Annotated in this window: 18 protein-coding genes and 1 pseudogene; 13 read left to right on the top strand and 6 right to left on the bottom strand. The window is 63.4% G+C overall.

The window, feature by feature from the left end; all coding sequences use genetic code 11:
* Positions 1-331: 331 nt before the first annotated feature.
* A complete protein-coding gene (locus tag ACFOJ9_RS17670) occupies positions 332-2,284 on the bottom strand; it encodes a DUF6600 domain-containing protein (RefSeq protein WP_378980214.1) in 1,953 nt (650 codons plus the stop codon).
* A gap of 428 nt (positions 2,285-2,712) precedes the next feature.
* Positions 2,713-2,973 carry a hypothetical protein gene (locus ACFOJ9_RS17665; protein WP_378980213.1) on the bottom strand — a complete coding sequence of 87 codons (261 nt, stop codon included), beginning with the start codon at positions 2,971-2,973 and terminating at the stop codon, positions 2,713-2,715.
* A gap of 120 nt (positions 2,974-3,093) precedes the next feature.
* On the opposite strand from ACFOJ9_RS17665, the gene ACFOJ9_RS17660 reads away from it, so the two are divergent.
* Both ACFOJ9_RS17660 and ACFOJ9_RS17655 read left to right on the top strand, forming a co-directional pair.
* Positions 3,094-3,693 carry a hypothetical protein gene (locus ACFOJ9_RS17660; protein ID WP_378980212.1) on the top strand — a complete coding sequence of 200 codons (600 nt, stop codon included), beginning with the start codon at positions 3,094-3,096 and terminating at the stop codon, positions 3,691-3,693.
* 564 nt (positions 3,694-4,257) lie between these two features.
* A complete protein-coding gene (locus ACFOJ9_RS17655) occupies positions 4,258-4,560 on the top strand; it encodes a DUF736 domain-containing protein (protein ID WP_378977672.1) in 303 nt (100 codons plus the stop codon).
* 36 nt (positions 4,561-4,596) lie between these two features.
* On the opposite strand, the gene ACFOJ9_RS17650 is transcribed toward ACFOJ9_RS17655, so the two are convergent.
* Positions 4,597-7,029 (bottom strand): TOTE conflict system archaeo-eukaryotic primase domain-containing protein, encoded by a 2,433-nt coding sequence (locus ACFOJ9_RS17650; RefSeq protein WP_378977671.1) that lies wholly within the window; start codon positions 7,027-7,029, stop codon positions 4,597-4,599.
* A gap of 215 nt (positions 7,030-7,244) precedes the next feature.
* Here ACFOJ9_RS17650 and ACFOJ9_RS17645 point away from each other — a divergent pair.
* The 11 genes and pseudogenes from ACFOJ9_RS17645 to ACFOJ9_RS17595 form a co-directional block, all read left to right on the top strand.
* Positions 7,245-7,418: pseudogene (locus ACFOJ9_RS17645) on the top strand (DUF736 domain-containing protein); the annotation flags it as partial.
* A gap of 175 nt (positions 7,419-7,593) precedes the next feature.
* On the top strand, positions 7,594-7,854 hold the full coding sequence (locus ACFOJ9_RS17640) for a DNA -binding domain-containing protein (RefSeq protein ID WP_378980211.1): 261 nt from the start codon (positions 7,594-7,596) through the stop codon (positions 7,852-7,854).
* Between the two features lie 134 nt (positions 7,855-7,988).
* Entirely contained in the window at positions 7,989-8,237 is a 249-nt protein-coding gene (locus tag ACFOJ9_RS17635) for a transcriptional regulator domain-containing protein (RefSeq protein ID WP_378980210.1), read from the top strand.
* Positions 8,209-8,754, top strand: coding sequence for a DUF2285 domain-containing protein (locus tag ACFOJ9_RS17630; protein WP_378980209.1), 546 nt, complete (start codon positions 8,209-8,211; stop codon positions 8,752-8,754). Before ACFOJ9_RS17635 ends, ACFOJ9_RS17630 begins: the two co-directional genes overlap by 29 nt.
* Before the next feature lie 141 nt (positions 8,755-8,895).
* Positions 8,896-9,177, top strand: a complete 282-nt coding sequence (locus tag ACFOJ9_RS17625) for a helix-turn-helix transcriptional regulator (RefSeq protein ID WP_378980208.1) — start codon at positions 8,896-8,898, stop codon at positions 9,175-9,177.
* Positions 9,178-9,194: 17 nt separating this feature from the next.
* Complete coding sequence (locus ACFOJ9_RS17620) at positions 9,195-10,355, top strand: replication initiator protein A (protein WP_378980207.1); 1,161 nt, start codon at positions 9,195-9,197, stop codon at positions 10,353-10,355.
* A complete protein-coding gene (locus ACFOJ9_RS17615; RefSeq protein WP_378980206.1) occupies positions 10,352-10,594 on the top strand; it encodes a hypothetical protein in 243 nt (80 codons plus the stop codon). The genes ACFOJ9_RS17620 and ACFOJ9_RS17615 overlap by 4 nt, the downstream gene beginning before the upstream one ends.
* The gene (locus ACFOJ9_RS17610; RefSeq protein WP_378980205.1) at positions 10,591-11,112 is read left to right on the top strand and encodes a DUF2840 domain-containing protein; all 522 of its coding nucleotides are present in this window, start codon (positions 10,591-10,593) and stop codon (positions 11,110-11,112) included. Before ACFOJ9_RS17615 ends, ACFOJ9_RS17610 begins: the two co-directional genes overlap by 4 nt.
* Positions 11,113-11,150: 38 nt before the next feature.
* Positions 11,151-11,654 carry a S26 family signal peptidase gene (locus ACFOJ9_RS17605; RefSeq protein WP_378987836.1) on the top strand — a complete coding sequence of 168 codons (504 nt, stop codon included), beginning with the start codon at positions 11,151-11,153 and terminating at the stop codon, positions 11,652-11,654.
* Between the two features lie 69 nt (positions 11,655-11,723).
* Positions 11,724-12,059, top strand: a complete 336-nt coding sequence (locus ACFOJ9_RS17600) for a DUF736 domain-containing protein (RefSeq protein WP_378980204.1) — start codon at positions 11,724-11,726, stop codon at positions 12,057-12,059.
* Positions 12,060-12,062: 3 nt separating this feature from the next.
* Entirely contained in the window at positions 12,063-12,836 is a 774-nt protein-coding gene (locus ACFOJ9_RS17595; RefSeq protein WP_378980203.1) for a lytic transglycosylase domain-containing protein, read from the top strand.
* Between the two features lie 107 nt (positions 12,837-12,943).
* On the opposite strand, the gene tnpC is transcribed toward ACFOJ9_RS17595, so the two are convergent.
* From tnpC to tnpA, 3 genes are all read right to left on the bottom strand, one after another.
* The gene (gene tnpC, locus ACFOJ9_RS17590; protein ID WP_378980202.1) at positions 12,944-14,473 is read right to left on the bottom strand and encodes an IS66 family transposase; all 1,530 of its coding nucleotides are present in this window, start codon (positions 14,471-14,473) and stop codon (positions 12,944-12,946) included.
* Between the two features lie 72 nt (positions 14,474-14,545).
* Positions 14,546-14,899: an IS66 family insertion sequence element accessory protein TnpB gene (gene tnpB, locus ACFOJ9_RS17585; protein WP_378980201.1), complete on the bottom strand. Its 354-nt coding sequence runs from the start codon at positions 14,897-14,899 to the stop codon at positions 14,546-14,548.
* Complete coding sequence (gene tnpA, locus ACFOJ9_RS17580) at positions 14,896-15,792, bottom strand: IS66-like element accessory protein TnpA (protein WP_378980200.1); 897 nt, start codon at positions 15,790-15,792, stop codon at positions 14,896-14,898. Before tnpA ends, tnpB begins: the two co-directional genes overlap by 4 nt.
* Between the last annotated feature and the right edge of the window lie 69 nt (positions 15,793-15,861).

Genomic DNA, 15,861 nt, shown 5'->3' with positions numbered 1-15,861 from the left:
AATGGCAGTTTTCCCCCGCCAAGTTCGCGATAGCCGTTCGCCAAGTCCTGCGGCGACGACATCCTCGCGGAGTTCTGCCTTCGGCCCTTCGCTCGCGTCCCGCATGCCGGCAATGACGGCGCGTTCAATGCCTCTTTCCGTCCCAGCCGAAGCCTTCGGGAAATCCGGGATTCGGATAGAAAGCTTCACAGGAACTTGAAGCCGCAGATCGCATCGCTCTCCTGCCAGCGCGCGAACCAGCCATCCGAAGCCAAAATCAAAAAAATCGGATTGGCATCATCGGACCCTGAGAATGGATGGCCGGGCGTTTCAGCCCGGCCATCCCGGTCAATTACTGCGGCGCAACGCAGGCCCCATCTGGACCAACGACCTGGCCTTCGGGGCAGGCCGGCGGCGGCAGGGGCTCTGCCGGCGCCGGGGCCGGCTCGGGCGCGGCCTGCGGCTCCGGCTCGGGAGCCGGAGCAGGCGCTGGTGCCGGGGCCGGGGCCGGGGCTGGTTCAGGCGCGGGTTCCAGAGCCGGAGCGGGGGCCGGTTCAGGAGCCGGAGCCGGGGTGAGCTCTGGTGCCGGCGCAGGTTCAGGCGCGGGAGCCGGCGCGGGTTCCAGAGCCGGAGCGATGGCCGGTTCACGAGCCGGAGCCGGGGTGGGCTCTGGCGATGGGACGGGCTGAGGCTGTGCCTCGGGCGCCGGGGGCATTGGCTGGACGTCGGGTTCAGCGGGCGTCGGTTGGGCTTCGCTGACCGGGGCGGCGCAGAGTCCGTCCGGCTGGCGCACGGTGCCGTCCGGGCAGGGGCCTGTGTCGGCCGGGGCGGCCGGCGTCTCGGCCGCTGGCTGACCCTCTGCCGCGGCAGGCGGCGTATCGGCCGTCGGCGTCTCGGGTGTCAGCTCTTCCGCGGGCTGTGCTTCCGCCGCGGGAGCGGCGCAACTGTCGTTCGGCTGACGGATCGTGCCCTCGCCGCAGGCCTCGACTCCTTCCGGAGCCGGACCTTCAGGCACGGCCTCGGCTGGCGGAGCGGTCGCAAGATCGCCTTCCATGGCAACGCCTTCCATGGGCGGTGCAGAAGACACGGCCTCTGCCGGCACCTGATCAGCTGCTGGCGGCGGCGGAACGTTTTCGTCGGTGGCGGCGCCGCCCGCTTCTTGACCAGTAGTGGTCGACTCGGCTGCCGCCTGTTCTTCGGTCGCGACCTCGGCGGGAGCTTGAGTTGGGACAAGGGCCTGCGGTTCTGGATGGTAAATCTCGAGCGTGTTGCCGTCGATCTTGCCGCCTTCCGCTTCCGTCTTGGTCAGGGCGACGTCACGGACCTCAACCTGCTGGCCGCTGGCCCGCTCGACATAAGTGATGTCGATGTTGTTGTTGATAACGACGTTGTTGACGACGTTGACGGTGCCGACCTCCTGGCTGTTGTTGATGATGTTGACGACCTGGTTGTTGTCGCCGATGACAACGCTCTGGATATTCTCAGACTGGAAGTCCTCGTTGCGCACGGCGCGCCAGTAGTAGTTTGGAATGTCGCCGTACGAGATGTCGACGCTGAGGCCGAACGAGTCGTCCCGTTGGGGAGGCAGCGGCGCCCAGGCAAGATGGTCATTATCGCGCCGCCAGGCGACCCATGCTGGCGCCCACGTGGTGCCGGGGACCCAGAACCAGCCGATGCGCTGAGAGTAGGCCCAGCGCCCGTAGTGATACGTGGCCCAGCCGAACGGCTCATTGGAAACCCACGTCCAGCCGTTGCGGCGGGTGTAGACCCAGCGACCTTCGGTATACGGTCGCCAGTCACGATCGACACGCGGTGTCCACACGTAGCGGCCGCGGAATTCTACCCACCGGCCATGCGGCGCGAGGGGCTGATAGAATGAGCCGAGCGCGACATTGACCGATCCGCCACCGGCATACACACTGAGCTGCGCGTAGAACGGCCGGTCGCGGTAGTAGCGGTCCCAGTAGCTGTCGATGTTGAACGCCACGGTCGGCAGGTACGCATAGCGCACGTAGCTGGCAACGGAGAGCCGGGTGTTGCGATACGGGATGGTCAGGTAGCGGGCGCTGAACCAGCCACGATAGCCCCGGTATGAGCCATCGCACCAGGTCAGGTTGCGAACGCAGCCGAACAGCGTCACTGGAGCGCTTTGCGGGACCACAACCAGCACCGGATACCGTGTGTCGGGACCGGCGCGCTGGTTCAGATTGACGGTGGTGGTGGCATAGACTTGCTGCGCATCAGCTGCGCCGGAAAACGATAATGCCGCTATCAGCACCACGGCCGCAGCGGCAAGTCTGGTCATACAGGTTTTCAAAACGGGCATAGTTAACTCCCTTGAAAACGTGGGATTGTTCGCAAAAAAAGGCAATCCCGCACGGGCGGAACGTTGCTCACAACGCTGGCAAAGCAATCGGGTTCCGCGCCGAAGGACAGGCTACTGCAGACTAGATGAACCGTGGCTGTACGGAAGCCGCATTGTGTTCTGCCCTCGCCAGAGCATGCGACAGCAGACAGGTCGGCTGAGCCAGCAGCTAGGCTCTGTGCCGTTCACCGCCGATGTTGACTACAAGTTCAAGGGGCGTTTCCTGGTTGCCCTCATGCTCGTTGATTTGCGTTTCCTCCCAGCAGGCGCGCGTCTTGAGCCAGAAGATGGCGGCCGTCACGCCTTCACGTTGCCTGAGACGCGGTCACCTATAGACGAAACCGGGGGGGCATGGGACAGCCGCCCGGTCAGTCGGCCGGAACGACTTGCTCTTCCCGCCGCGGGCGCTGGCCGTCCTTGCCGGGCACCAGAACGACGATCGCGCAGACAGTCTGGCCGCCACGGTTGGCCTCGTTCGCCTTGGCGAGCGTGCCGCCATCCTGGGCCGCGATCTGCTGGCCGATGCCGTAGCAATCGGACGTCATGCCCGGCACCGTCTGAGCGGCAAGCAGCGCCGCCAAGCAAAGCGCGGGCAGGACGGACCGGCGGATGGCGCGAGCCATGTTCATGTCACTTTTCTAGCGCATCGGCGCTGAACGGGAAATGAATGATGGGTTTTCGCCAAGCGCCTTTCGGTAGAGGATCTCCGTGACGCGGGCATTGGCTTTGATGCCACCGCTCTCGAGCTCGTGGGCAAAAGCGGACTTCAGCTCCTCTTCCTCGATTTCGAGAACGCAGGCGATGTCGGTCGCTGGCAGACCAAAGCCGGCCAAGGCCTCGACCTGCGCCCGTCGGTTCGCATGGATGTCTTCGATTTCGGCTCCTATCTCGTCCTTCCAGTTCCGTCGCAAACTTTCTGTCAATGCTGCGATGGCATGAATGCTCTACGATTTCACGGCCTTGCGGAGTATGTCGGCCGCGACGTCGCAGGCTTCGCCTGTTTTTCCGAGCCGCCGGCGGTATGGCAAGCGATCATCCATGACCGCTGCCTCGGCAACGCCCTGTGTAAATCCGTGCCCATCGCCAACCATTTGGAAAAACGCCGTCTGATCCAGAAGCCCTTTCTCCGTGTGTCCAGCGACGTGGCGGACGAGGTCACCGCGACAAGGACGCCGGCGGCAACCAGCAAGGAATCCTACATCGCGATCCCACCGAGACGGCGCGCCTCCTCTTCATATGCCGATAACGGCTTTGTCGCCTCGAAATGGAGGTCACCGAGTTTTGTTGCAGTTGCAACGCAAAAGGCCCGTCGCCCAAGGATTGGGGGAGCGACGGGCCGTGTTGCCTGAAGATGCGGTACTGTAACTAGGCCGCCCGACGATGGTGGTGCAGAACGGTAAACGCCGCATTAACAAGCCGGCAGAAGCCAGCGGGTTCTCTGGACATCTGTGGGAATGTCCAATGATCCGAGAGGATCAGCTTAAGTTTGGGACCTTGTTTGACACAGCGCATCGGCCGATCAGATGAAAACCCGCCGACTGGAGGCGGGACTATGATCCGAGGTCGCTGTCATTCGGAACGTGAGCGATTGTACCTGGTGCTGTCATGCGGCGTGAGAACGCCCACCCGGATCTGGGAGGTTCTGCCGGGTGCCGTGATGCCCTGCGACCGACGGGCCTTGTTCTGGGCGGATCTGCCCCGCGATGCGGTCTGCGACCCGGCCTCTTCCCCACAACAGCGCGTGGCGATCTTCTTCCCCGCGGCTGCGCCGCTCCTCGCGCAACAACAAGATCGCCACGCGCCGTCCTTCGCATGCGCTGCGGCCTGATGGTGCGGGTTGGCCGTCCCGGGGCTCCAGATCGCCACAAGGCCGCGATGGTCGCGGGCTTGAACACAGCACAGGAGTTCACACCATGTCCCAGATCGGTTCGTTCACCCTCAGCAATGACGGCACCTACACCGGCACCATCAAGACCCTCGCCATCGACGCCAAGGCGCGTCTCATCCCCAGCGATCCCGCCGCCACCAGCGACAAGGCGCCCGACCTCAGGGTCATCGTCTCCGGCGTCGAGATCGGTGCCGCCTGGCGCCGGACCTCCAAGGAGGATCGGACCTACCACTCGGTCAAGCTCGACGATCCCTCCTTCAGCGCACCCATCTACGCCAACCTCTTCGAAGGCGACGATGGCAAATATGCCCTGATCTGGTCGCGCTGATCGACACCGCGGCGCCCCGGTCACAACGGGGCGCCGCTACTCGATCACGTAGCCCAGCGCGCGATAACCCGCTCGTCGCTTCCCAGCCATCCGGGCGAGAACCGGAACCGTCTGATCGACATAGTCCACGACCAGAACATCCCTCTTTCCGTCATGCTCCCGATGCAGCCGGCCGACATACTGCGCCAGGGTTCCCTTCCAGGCGATCGGCATCGTCAGGAACAGCGTGTCGAGACGAGCATCATCGAAGCCTTCGCCGATATAGCGGCCTGTCGCGAGTATCAGGCGCTCATGATCATCGGAGACATTCAATGCGGCGTTAGCTGTTTTGCGATCGGTCGCCGACATGCCGCCGCGCAGGACCACGAGATTTCTCACGAATGGCGAGAACCTCTTCTGAAGATAATCGAGGTGGTCTTTCCGCTCCGTCAGAACAATGGGCGAACGCTTGGCCTCAAGCGATTTCAGCACATCATCGAAGATCAGATCATTCCGACCATCGTCATGCGCCAGCGCTGCATAGATTGCAGGCATTGATGGTCGTTCGGCGGAGGCCAGCGATGCCGGGAGTTCAAACTGCGTCGAGCGATCGCGCGCGCGGTGGCGGATACCACGTTCGGCGGCTTGAACCCGTGCATCGACCCTATGGCGAACAGGGCCGCATTGCATGAAGATGATCGGATGGTGCCCATCTTTCCGGGCAACCGTCGCCGACAGGCCGACGACGTATCGCGCCTTCGACCGCCGGGCGACAAGCTCAAAGCTGGCTGCGGACAGGTGATGACATTCATCGACGATCAGATGGCCGTAATCGGCGACCATGTCCGCAACTTCACCCTTGCGCACCAGGCTCTGGATGAGCGCAACATCAATGACACCCGTCGGCTTTCTTTTCCCGCCGCCAATAACGCCGATCTGCTTTGGATCTATCTGCAAAAAGGTTCGTAGACGTTCCACCCATTGATCGAGCAGCTCTCGTCGGTGGACCAGAATGAGCGTGTTTCGAGCACGATGCGCAACGAGCGCCGCCGCGACGACCGTCTTGCCAAAGGCGGTCGTCGCGGCAAGCACGCCGTTCTCATGCGCGGCGAGAGCATCGAACGCCGCCAACTGCGGCCGTCGTAATTCGCCCTGGAAGGATACGTCTGCGGGAAGTGCCGTGCCGATTTCGCGCAGATCTTCCAGATCGGCAACTGCGCCATGGCTTTTGATGAGATCGATTACTTCCTCAAGGCAACCCCGAGGTAGAGCGACATGCTGCGCATATAGCTCGGCGCACGAGACGACCCGAGGCTTGCCGAACGTCGGCAGCCGCATTGCCTGGGCGCGATAGAACTCCGGATTCTGGAACGCTGCCAGACGAACAAGCTGCGCAATCAGGGCCGATGGAAGTTCTGTCCTGTCGATGTAAACCTGATCGGCGACCACGATCCTGATGTAGTGCGGTATCGCGGCCTCAATACGCCGCGGCGCACTGCGGCGCGACGGCGACATCTTCCACGGCTCGTCGGCATGTTCGTCGTCCACCGGCATGCGGACGCCCAAAACCCGACCTGACAGCTCCGCCTCGTCCGCGATCCTGAAGGCCAGGTCAGCCGACAATCTGGGCAGGGACGACAGATACGCCCATTGGTCGTCGTAAGGTCGCAAATCCTTGTCGACAAAAATGCTGTTGCCGCTCTCCCGTGCCTTTCTCTGCAACGGCAGTGCAATCAGATTGCCAAAGCCCCCAAGGGGCATCGTGTCCTGATTGGGAAAGAAGCGATCATAGGATTTAAAGCCGATCTCGGGGCGTTTTTCCATCGTCTCCGTGATCAGGGCAGAGCCCATCTGCCTGGCGGTCCTTGCCGGAACAGGCTCCGAGAAGAATATCCAGACATGGCCACCATTCCCCGACCTCGACCGCTCCAGGGCGGCGGCAATTCCTTTCGAATGACAGGTGCTGAGCAAGGCCCTGGCGTCATCCGCCCAGCTATCCTTGTCGAAGTCGGCGGCAAGGAACCAGCATGTCTCGTCTTGCAGTAATGGATACACCCCGGCGACAAAATCCCCCGAGCGAGCATCGCCGCCGCGCAGATGCTTTTCGATGATGTCCTCGGATGGCGGTACGAACGCCTGATGCGGGCATTCCCCGCATTTCACCTTCGGCTTGCCGCAAATCCCCTTGGCCCACTCGTTCGAGCATGCCGGCGAATATCCTGAACCTCCCGTCTTCCTGTTTTCCCATCGAACCGGAAAGACATCGGGACGCCCAGCAAACAGACGGCGGAACAACTCAATTTTCTCTGCCGATGACGAGTTATTGGTGACAAGCGCATCGGCAAAGGCTGTGCGCTCGCCAGCATGGCTGTCGGATATCAGCTTCTGCTCAAGTGTTTCCAGTTCGCGCGCAAGCGCCAGCCGCTCCGCATCCAGAGCAGCCAACCGTCGCCGGATGTGCGCGATTTCATCAGAAACTTCGTCAGCCAAGCTTCCGCCTGCGTCTCTACGTTCATCTTGTTGCCCAAACATAGCCCAAAACCACCTCGGGCTTAAGACGCGCAGTGCCTGACCGGCAGCTGTTCAATCTGGGATTATGCGGAGCAGAACTCGCCGAAACTGACGGAAAAACAAGCCTTCAGAGGCCGGCACTCCGCATAATCCCGCGCTACGCATAATCGGTGTTATGCGGTGCACCGCATAATGTCGAGATCGGGGCCGCCTGGTCGAAGACATCCAACGAGGGCCGCGACTATCTTGGTCTCAAGCTCGACGATCCGAGCTTCAATGCCCCGATCTACGCCAACCTCTTCGACGACGAGGAAGGTGAGGGTTTCTCGCTCATCTGGTCCCGCCCGAACGCGCGGCGGGGTGACTAAGGCTCGGCGTAGGCCCCGGCCGGAAGGCCGGGGCCTTCTTCCGCGGACGTCCGGTTCGGTTCACTCAAGCCGAGAGCGATGCCGAAACCGCATCGCCTGATGCCGATCGACCATCCTCCGTCGGTGCTGTTGTTTCTATAAAATGCAGGCTCACTCTGTGAAGACGAGGCAAGCGATGATCGAGCCGTTTGACGAAACCGCGCCGACGGGTGACGAACTCACCGAATACGATCGGGAGCACATCAAGCTCTATGCACGCCTGCTTGACGCCGCCGACGACGGCGCGGACTGGCGCGAGGTGGTCGAAATTCTCTTCGGCATTGATCTGACGAAGGAGCCACAACGCGCCCGGCGCATCCATGACAGCCATCTGGCGCGAGCGCGCTGGATGGCGCGTGCTGGCTACCGCCATCTCTTGCGTCAACCCCGCAGCTAGCACCACCGCTCCTGTCGTTCCCGGGTGATGCTGAAACGGCATCACCCGATGCCCGGCGAGGGTCTTCCGCCAATCGCTACAACCCGGAATTGTTTTGAGGCGGGGTCTACGCGTTTCTTGCGAGGAGCTCTTGGATGAGGCCGGATACGTCGCATTGGCGAGACAACGACAGCTATGATTATTTCGATACATTACCCATCGAAGGGCTCGCCTGGGAGTGTCTGCGGCGTCACGAACCCTATCAACGGCACTACCAAGCGCTCCTGACCACAAGAGCCGAAAAAGCACCCTTCCACCCTGAGACACAGCGGCTGTGGGGGTTACGATTTCCCGGCCAGGCCGGATTTGTCCGCCTTGGCGCAAGACGTTCTGTGGTCGCCTGACGTCGATCCAGCTGTGGTTTCTCTCGTGCCGGCGCCGGAATTCCTGTCGTCCTTGCGATCGGCGCCTTTGACCGGCCTGGGCGTGCTCCACGACAGTCCGGAAGGACGTCACATTGTCCACAGTGCAGGTGTCGCGACCCAACTTCTCCTTCTGCCCGGCAGTGACCCGCACGGCCACCTGGCGGCGCTGATCCCCTTGGATGCAGAAACGTTGGGACGGATCGAAGCGCTCACCCGTTTCTGGCGTTCCTTGCAGGGGCGCCCAACGGCTTCGGACACGCGTATGACCCCACAGCAGCGCCGCCGGTTTCGTCTGATGATGCAGGCCGCTGACGGCCGTGCGAACGGCGCGAGCTACCGCGACATTGCGGTTGCGTTCTACGGACACAAGCGCATCGCCGCCGATCCTTGGAAGACCTCGGCGTTGCGCGATGCGGTGATCGGCCTGGTCGAAGGCGCCACCGCCATGATCGGCGGCGGCTATTTGCAGATCCTGCGTCATCGCCGTCGATCCTAGCGTTTCTGGCCCCCGACGAGGGGGTGGGATTTTAGCCTCCCTCAACTTCCCCATCCCTTGCGAAGCCCATTCTCCGCCACCGTGGTCGCCGTCCACCGCTGAACGCCAGCGGCTGCCCAAAACCCCACGGAGGTCCGACCCATGCGACCCGATATCGCCGTTTTGCCGCCGCGCTTCCTGCGCACCAAGGAAGCCGCGGATTTTCTCAGCCTGTCCGCCCGCACGCTCGAAAAGCACCGTACCTATGGCACCGGTCCTGGCTATCGAAAGCTCGGCGGCCGTGTCGTCTATGCCGTCGACGATCTTCAGGCTTGGGCCGAACGCGGCGCCGTCACCTCGACATCCGATCCGCGCGGTTCTGTCCTGCCGGCCAAGCGTCACGCACCGACGCCGCCGGCGCATGGCGGACGATACGCTCGCTGACCACGCGCGGATTTCAAATGGTGGCGCGGAACCAATCCCTATCGGAGCGCGGGCAGCTCGACCTGTTCCGGGCGCTCCCCGGCGACTTCGCCCCACGAGACGCGCAGGATCTCATGGCCTATCCGTTCTTTTCCCTCTCCAAGACCCATCGCGTCGCGCCAATCGACTTCACGGCCGGCAACGTCACGATCCGGGTCGAAGCCGTACCCGATCATGGCATGGCGACCATCTGGGACGCCGACATCCTGATCTGGGCCGCGAGCCAGATCGTCGAGGCGCGCGACGCCGGCCTTCGCACCTCGCGCCTGATGGCCGCCACCCCCTATGAGATCCTCATGTTCGTCGGCCGCGGCAAGAGCCTGCGCGACTATCAGCGCCTGAAGGCGGCGCTTGATCGGCTGCAGTCGACCACCGTCTCGACGACGATTCGTCAGCCCGCCGAAGGCCGGCGTCACCGCTTCTCATGGATCAATGAGTGGCAGGAGCGCATGGATCGCCATGGCAAACCCGCGGGGATCGAGTTGATCGTCCCCGACTGGTTCTACCAGGCAGTCCTCGATGACGCGCTCGTGCTGACGATCGATCGCGCCTATTTCGACCTGACTGGCGGGCTGGAGCGCTGGCTCTATCGGCTGGTGCGCAAGCATGGCGGACGCCAGCGCGACGGCTGGCGCTTCGACTTCCGTCACCTTCACCTGAAATCCGGCAGCCTGTCGCCCTACAAGCGCTTTGCCTTCGAGCTGCGCGACATCATCCGCCGCCAGCCGCTGCCCGGCTACACGCTGTTCCTCGAAGTGGAGATGGGCGGCCGGACGCTGCTCGCCTTCGAGCGGATCGCCTCCTGTGGAAGGCCTGTGGACGGCCTCGTGCTATCGGGAACCGGAACTGTCGTGCCATCGGGAACCGCAGGCACGTGCTATCAGGAACCCGAGCATGCTCTAACTTCCAGAAAGCAAAGCCGAAATCGCGCCCTTAACTTAGACTCTAACCCAGATTCTAACTTTGAAGCGAGCGCGCGCGATGTGCAGAGGCTCGTACGGCGAGCCAGCGACGCACTCAGCGTAACCACCAACAAGACCCCGAACATGTCAACGGTTTCTGGTGGCCGCAACACGGCAACCAGCGTCTCCGAAGCCTCGACTCCGCCTCTTGATCGGCACACGGGAGCCACCCGATGATCGCCGCACTCCTCAATCAAATGAGCCGTGTCGGCAAGGCAACTTTGACGCTGCTTCTCGCCGGTGAATTGACCGGCAAGGGAAATCAGTTCGCGACCTTCGTCGTGCGCCCGACCACCGACATGACGCCGCAGGTGCGCGATCGCATCGCCGCTTCCCAGCATGTGGTCACCGTGGCTGACATGCTGGGCGCGAGGCTCGCGCGCGAATTTCCCACCACATCAGGAGAACCCTCATGACTGGCATCGCGGCTCCGCGCGTGCGCGGCGCGTTCCCGGCCACGCACCACGCTACCGACAATCTCGTCCGTGTCGAACTGACCTGGGTCGAGAAGAGGATCGAGAACTGGATACGGTTCGGCACGCACGCCCACGAACAGATTGTTGATCGTCACCGGCGCATCCTGTCCTATCGCCCCGGCACGGTCTTCGCGTTCGTTCGCTGGGCCGCGAACGACTTCGGAACGATCATCTCACGCATCGATATCGTGCGTGCGGTCGCACGTGGCGATGCCTATCAGACACTGCCCTTCGTGCGCCCCGGCGGCGACATCCTTCTGAGGGTCGAGAGCTGGCCCAAGGTCGAACGCGTGCTGCAAGCGATCGACGCCATCCAGCGCCTCGACATCGAGCCTGAGTTGGTGTCGCCCGATCATTGGCGGCACATCCACAACCGGATAACCGCCGGCCACGCGCCGCGCAGCTACACGCTCGACCAACATCGCGCCTTCCTGCTGCGCAAGAGGACCGAGCCGTGACGCGCGTCGCGATCATCCTGGCTAGCGTTCTCGCAACCATGGGCGTCGGCTATCCCGGCCTCACTTCGCTGCCCACGAAGCTCATCTGGAATGCGTCAGCTAGCGCGCCGATCGGCTTCTACACGATCGACTTCGACGGACCGTTCGAGGTCACCGATCTCGTCGCCGTCAAGGTGCCCGAGCCACTCGCGGCCTTCCTCGCTGATCGCAGCTATCTGCCGAGGGGCGTGCCACTCTTGAAGCGCATCCTTGGCGTTTCCGGGCAACGAGTCTGTCGCTCGAACCTCACCATCACTGTCGATGGTATCGAGGCGGGCATGGCCCTCGAGCGTGATCGGGCCGGCCGTGACCTGCCGGTCTGGCAGGGCTGCCGCCGCATCCCGACCGGCGAAGTCTTCCTGATGAACCGGCAGGTCCGCGACAGCCTCGACGGACGTTACTTCGGCCTCCTTTCCACCAGCCAGATCATCGGCCGCGCCGTCCCGCTGTGGACCGACGAGCACGGGAACGGCCGCTTCGAATGGCGCGTGCCAACGCGGTGAGCGCGCGACCGGCGGCGCGCGTCGTGCCGCCAGCCTTAATCACCGCACCACTGAAAACAGGAGCCTGACATGCAACAGATCGGGGAATTCACGCGCCAGAAGACTGGCTATAGCGGGCGCATCCACACGCTCAGCCTCAACCTGGATATCGCCATTGTGGCGGCAGGGGCGAGCGAAACGGAGAATGCGCCTGACTACCGCGTTCACGCCGGCAACGAGGACGGGCCCGAGATTGGCGCCGGCTGGAAACGCTCCAGCGAAAAGGCCGGAGACTATGTCTCGATCCAGCTCGATGACCCGACCTTCGTGCAGCCGATACGCGCGAACCTCTTTCGCAATGGCGACGACAAGACGTCCTGGTCGCTGCACTGGGCGCGACCGCGCGACCGCAACGAGAAGGATTGAACGGTGCGCGCTCGCCGTCCGTCGACGAGCCACCGCGGTGCGCCCGGGCCGCTTCGCGCTGCCCGGCGCATGGCTCTGCTCCTCCTTTGCGGCCTGTCCGTTACGACCGTCATGCCGGCGGCCACCTTGGCGCAGGAAACACCTCTCACACGATCGTCGCAGCGCGATCCGTTTAGCGCTCACATCAGCGAAGCCTCGCACCGCTTCGGCGTTCCGACTGGGTTGATCCGCGCCATCATACGCAAGGAGAGTGCGGGCGATGTGCGCGCCGTGTCCAGCGCAGGCGCCCGCGGCTTGATGCAGATCATGCCGGGCACATGGGATTATCTGCGCGCCCGCTGGTCGCTTGGCCGCGATCCGTTCGATCCCCGTGACAACATCCTGGCCGCAACGGCGTATCTACGCGAGCTGCGCGATCGCTTCGGCTCGCCGGGGTTTCTGGCCGCCTACAACGCCGGCCCTGCACGCTACGAAGCCTACCTCACTGGCCGTCCGTTACCGGCCGAGACCCGCGCCTATGTCGCGGCGCTTGCCCCCCTGATCGGTGAAAGCGAGGGTATGCGCCCTTTCGCAGTCACGTCTGTCGAGGCCATTCCCTGGAAGCGCGGCTCGCTCTTCGTAGGTCAGCGGGATCGCTTACAAGCTGTCGCTCTCGTGCCGACCGAGCGATTACCAAATGACTCGAGCTCTGCACCCACCGTGCGCGATGTCTCCGCCATCGTGCCGCTGTCCGAAGGCCTCTTCGTGGCGCGAGCGGGCGAAAGGATCCAGCCATGAGCGCGCACGGGCGTTTTCGCGCAACCGCAAGCTCCAGCGCACCGTGGCGTGCGTGGAGGCGGAAGGTGGGCAGAACAACCGTAAGCGTCCGGAGCTTGCACGTGAGGTCAGGTTTTGACAGGAACTTGGGCTTTCCAGTTCCACGGCAAGAGTTCATCCAGCCGATTGACTGGGTATCCGTCGACCATGCGGCTGAGCACATCGCGCAGCCAGGCGTAGGGCTCGACGTCGTTAAGTTTGCAGGTTTCGATCAGCGAACACAGCACCGCCCATCGATGGCCACCGCCGTCGCTGCCCGCGAAGAGGTGGTTCTTGCGGCCGAGACTGACCGGACGGATCGCGCGCTCGACCGAGTTGGTGTCGAGCTCGATGCGACCGTCGTGCAGGAAGCGGGTCAGTCCGTCCCAGCGCGAGAGCGCGTAGCGGACCGCTACGGCGAGTGTGCTTCGTCCCGACAACAGTGGAAGCTGCGCTTCGAGCCAGGCCCGCATGGCGGCGACAATTGGTTTCGAGTGGCTGCGCCGCGATGCCAGCCGATGCGCCGGCGATTGACCGCGAACGTCGGCTTCGACGGCATAGAGTTCGCCGATCCGGCGCAGCGCCTCGGTCGCGATCGGCGCGTTGGTGGCCTGCGCCACATCAAAGAACTTGCGCCGGGTGTGGGCCCAACAGGCAGCAAGAACGATGTCTCCCTTGACGGTGAGTTGCTGGAAGCCGGCGTACCCATCGACGTGAAGCACGCCCTTGAAGTGCTTGAGATGCGAGGCCGGGCGTTCAGCCTTGCGGTCCGGCGCGAACAAATAGACCGCAGCCGGCGGCTCCGGTCCGCCCCATGGTCTCTGTTCGCGGGCATAGACCCAGAGCCTGCCGGTCTTGGTGCGGCCACGGCCCGGATCAAGCACCGGAACCGGCGTGTCGTCGGCAAAGAGATGGTTGGAAGCAAACACGCTTTTGGCGAGCCGCTCATGCAGAGCTTCGAGCCACCAGCAGGCGCCGCCGACCCAACCAGCGAGCGTCGAACGCGGAAGATCGACACCACAGCGGGCGAAGATCTGCGACTGCCGGTAGAGCGGGGTATGGTCGCAATATTTGGCTGTCAGTACCTGCGCCAGCAACGCCGGCGTTGCCATGCCGCCGGCGATCAGCCGCTCCGGAGCCGGCGCCTGCACCACCGTCTCGCAGACACGACACGCATATTTTGGTCGCGTCGTCCTGATCACGCGAAGCTGCGCCGGAATCCAGTCCAGCATCTCGCTCATGCTCTCGCCGATGGGATGCAGCGCAACGCCGCAGCCCGCGCAGACTGTGCTGCCGACATCGAGCAGGACGTCCTCACGCGGCAGATGATCGGGCAGCGACTTGCGATGGGATTGCCGCTCGGTCGACGGCTTGCTGACGAAGGGGCGGCTCTCCTGGATGCGAGCAACGTCGGCGTCGAGGTCTTCCAATGCGAGCGCAAGCTGGTCGGGATCGAGCTGCTCGGAGCTGCGGCCGAACTGCGCCCGCTGGAGCTTTTTGATGATCGACTGAAGCCGCTCGATCTCTCCGTCGCGGCTCTCGACCGCAGCCGCCATGTCGCGCACGAGACGCTGCAAAAGCTGCGGGTCGGAAGGCAGATTCGCGAGATCGATCAACATGACCGAATCTATCACAAACAGCCCCAGAACCCAAGGATTCCGGGCCTTTTCGGGCCAGTCGACGCGTCGATTTTAGCCGGCGAGGGCTGGCCTCCAAACACGCTCGGGAGCGCGCCAGTCGATGCCTTCGATCAGCATCGCAAGCTGCGCCGGCGTCAGCGTGATCGAACCATCATAGCTCGCCATCACCGGCCATGCGAAGCTGCCCTGATCGAGCCGTTTGGTGAACAGGCACAGTCCGTTTCCGTCCCAGAACAGGATCTTCAGCATCGACGCCTTCTTGCCCCGGAAGGCAAACAGATGGCCCGAGAACGGGTCCAGCTTCAGCGTTTGCTGCACCAGCATGGCGAGCCCGTCGAGACCCTTCCTCATGTCGGTGTAGCCCAGCGCCAGATGCACCTTCACACCCGCCGGCACGATCATCATAGTGTCGTTCCTTCACTCGCGACGCGTTGTCGAACGGCATCCGGATCGCTGCCGGCCGGTGCGAAGACACGCCGGCCATCAGGCAGATCGATCGCCGTCATTCCATCAGGCGGCTGTACCAGGCTCTGTAGAAGGCGCACCGCCGCAGTGTCATCGCCCATCGCCACAGCCGCAAGCTTCGCGCGCTTCTTCTGCGCTACGCCGAACTGCGCGCGCCAACGGAACAACAGCCCCGTGACGATCCCGTGCTTTCGCGCGACCTGCGAGACGCTGACACCTGGCCGGTCGCTCTCCAGCGCAATGGCGTGCTTTTCAGCGTCGCTGAAGAAGCGTCGGGCAGGTTGCCGGGGCGTGCCAGGATCATCGTTCGACGAGGCCGTCAAGCTCGATTCCGGCGGCGTTCCGTTAGCACTAGTGCTAACGGCCGGGCGGGCGGAGGGATGAAGATGCGCCCGCCAGTCGATTTCGACCTCACCCTCGTCCAGTCGGTCTCGCCATATGCGCAAGCTCGTCGGCGAAAGATGCAACGCCGCGGCATATTCGCGAACACCCATGCCGCTCCAGTTCATCGCCTCGACATGCATCGCCCAGTACGCCTGGACAGCACGGTTGCGCACATCCGTGGTCACCGAAAAGCGCAGCCGAGCCCACTTTTTCTGCCGCTTCGCTCGCTCTTCCAGGCGCTTCTGACGGCGCAATTCCGCCTGATATTCCGCATGCTTACGAGCCGCCTCGTTGCCGGCGAAGTACTTCAGCCAGCGATCGAGCGTGTCCTTCGTCAGGCGATGAACGCGGCAATATTCGGTCCGCGTCATACCGCTGCGCTGCCACGCCTCGACGTGAACCACCCACCAGGATTGCCGCGCCTTGTTCTCGAAATATCTCAAATTCACCGGAGATCCTCCATGCTACGAAGGAGCCCGACATGTCGCGCAAATGCACTACTCAATCTGGGTGCAGGG

The sequence above is a fragment of the Mesorhizobium cantuariense genome (assembly GCF_042647205.1).
GTDB lineage: Bacteria > Pseudomonadota > Alphaproteobacteria > Rhizobiales > Rhizobiaceae > Mesorhizobium > Mesorhizobium cantuariense.
This window is presented reverse-complemented; position numbering and strand designations above follow the sequence as displayed.

What these genes read in the sequence shown, in the direction of transcription:
- ACFOJ9_RS17670 (WP_378980214.1), bottom strand. Translation starts at nt 2,284, where the DNA reads ATGACCAGACTTGCCGCTGCGGCCGTGGTGCTGATAGCGGCATTATCG.
- ACFOJ9_RS17665 (WP_378980213.1), bottom strand. Translation starts at nt 2,973, where the DNA reads ATGAACATGGCTCGCGCCATCCGCCGGTCCGTCCTGCCCGCGCTTTGC.
- ACFOJ9_RS17655 (WP_378977672.1), top strand. Translation starts at nt 4,258, where the DNA reads ATGTCCCAGATCGGTTCGTTCACCCTCAGCAATGACGGCACCTACACC.
- ACFOJ9_RS17640 (WP_378980211.1), top strand. Translation starts at nt 7,594, where the DNA reads ATGATCGAGCCGTTTGACGAAACCGCGCCGACGGGTGACGAACTCACC.
- ACFOJ9_RS17635 (WP_378980210.1), top strand. Translation starts at nt 7,989, where the DNA reads ATGAGGCCGGATACGTCGCATTGGCGAGACAACGACAGCTATGATTAT.
- ACFOJ9_RS17625 (WP_378980208.1), top strand. Translation starts at nt 8,896, where the DNA reads ATGCGACCCGATATCGCCGTTTTGCCGCCGCGCTTCCTGCGCACCAAG.
- ACFOJ9_RS17620 (WP_378980207.1), top strand. Translation starts at nt 9,195, where the DNA reads ATGGTGGCGCGGAACCAATCCCTATCGGAGCGCGGGCAGCTCGACCTG.
- ACFOJ9_RS17615 (WP_378980206.1), top strand. Translation starts at nt 10,352, where the DNA reads ATGATCGCCGCACTCCTCAATCAAATGAGCCGTGTCGGCAAGGCAACT.
- ACFOJ9_RS17610 (WP_378980205.1), top strand. Translation starts at nt 10,591, where the DNA reads ATGACTGGCATCGCGGCTCCGCGCGTGCGCGGCGCGTTCCCGGCCACG.
- ACFOJ9_RS17605 (WP_378987836.1), top strand. Translation starts at nt 11,151, where the DNA reads ATGGGCGTCGGCTATCCCGGCCTCACTTCGCTGCCCACGAAGCTCATC.
- ACFOJ9_RS17600 (WP_378980204.1), top strand. Translation starts at nt 11,724, where the DNA reads ATGCAACAGATCGGGGAATTCACGCGCCAGAAGACTGGCTATAGCGGG.
- tnpC (WP_378980202.1), bottom strand. Translation starts at nt 14,473, where the DNA reads ATGTTGATCGATCTCGCGAATCTGCCTTCCGACCCGCAGCTTTTGCAG.
- tnpB (WP_378980201.1), bottom strand. Translation starts at nt 14,899, where the DNA reads ATGATGATCGTGCCGGCGGGTGTGAAGGTGCATCTGGCGCTGGGCTAC.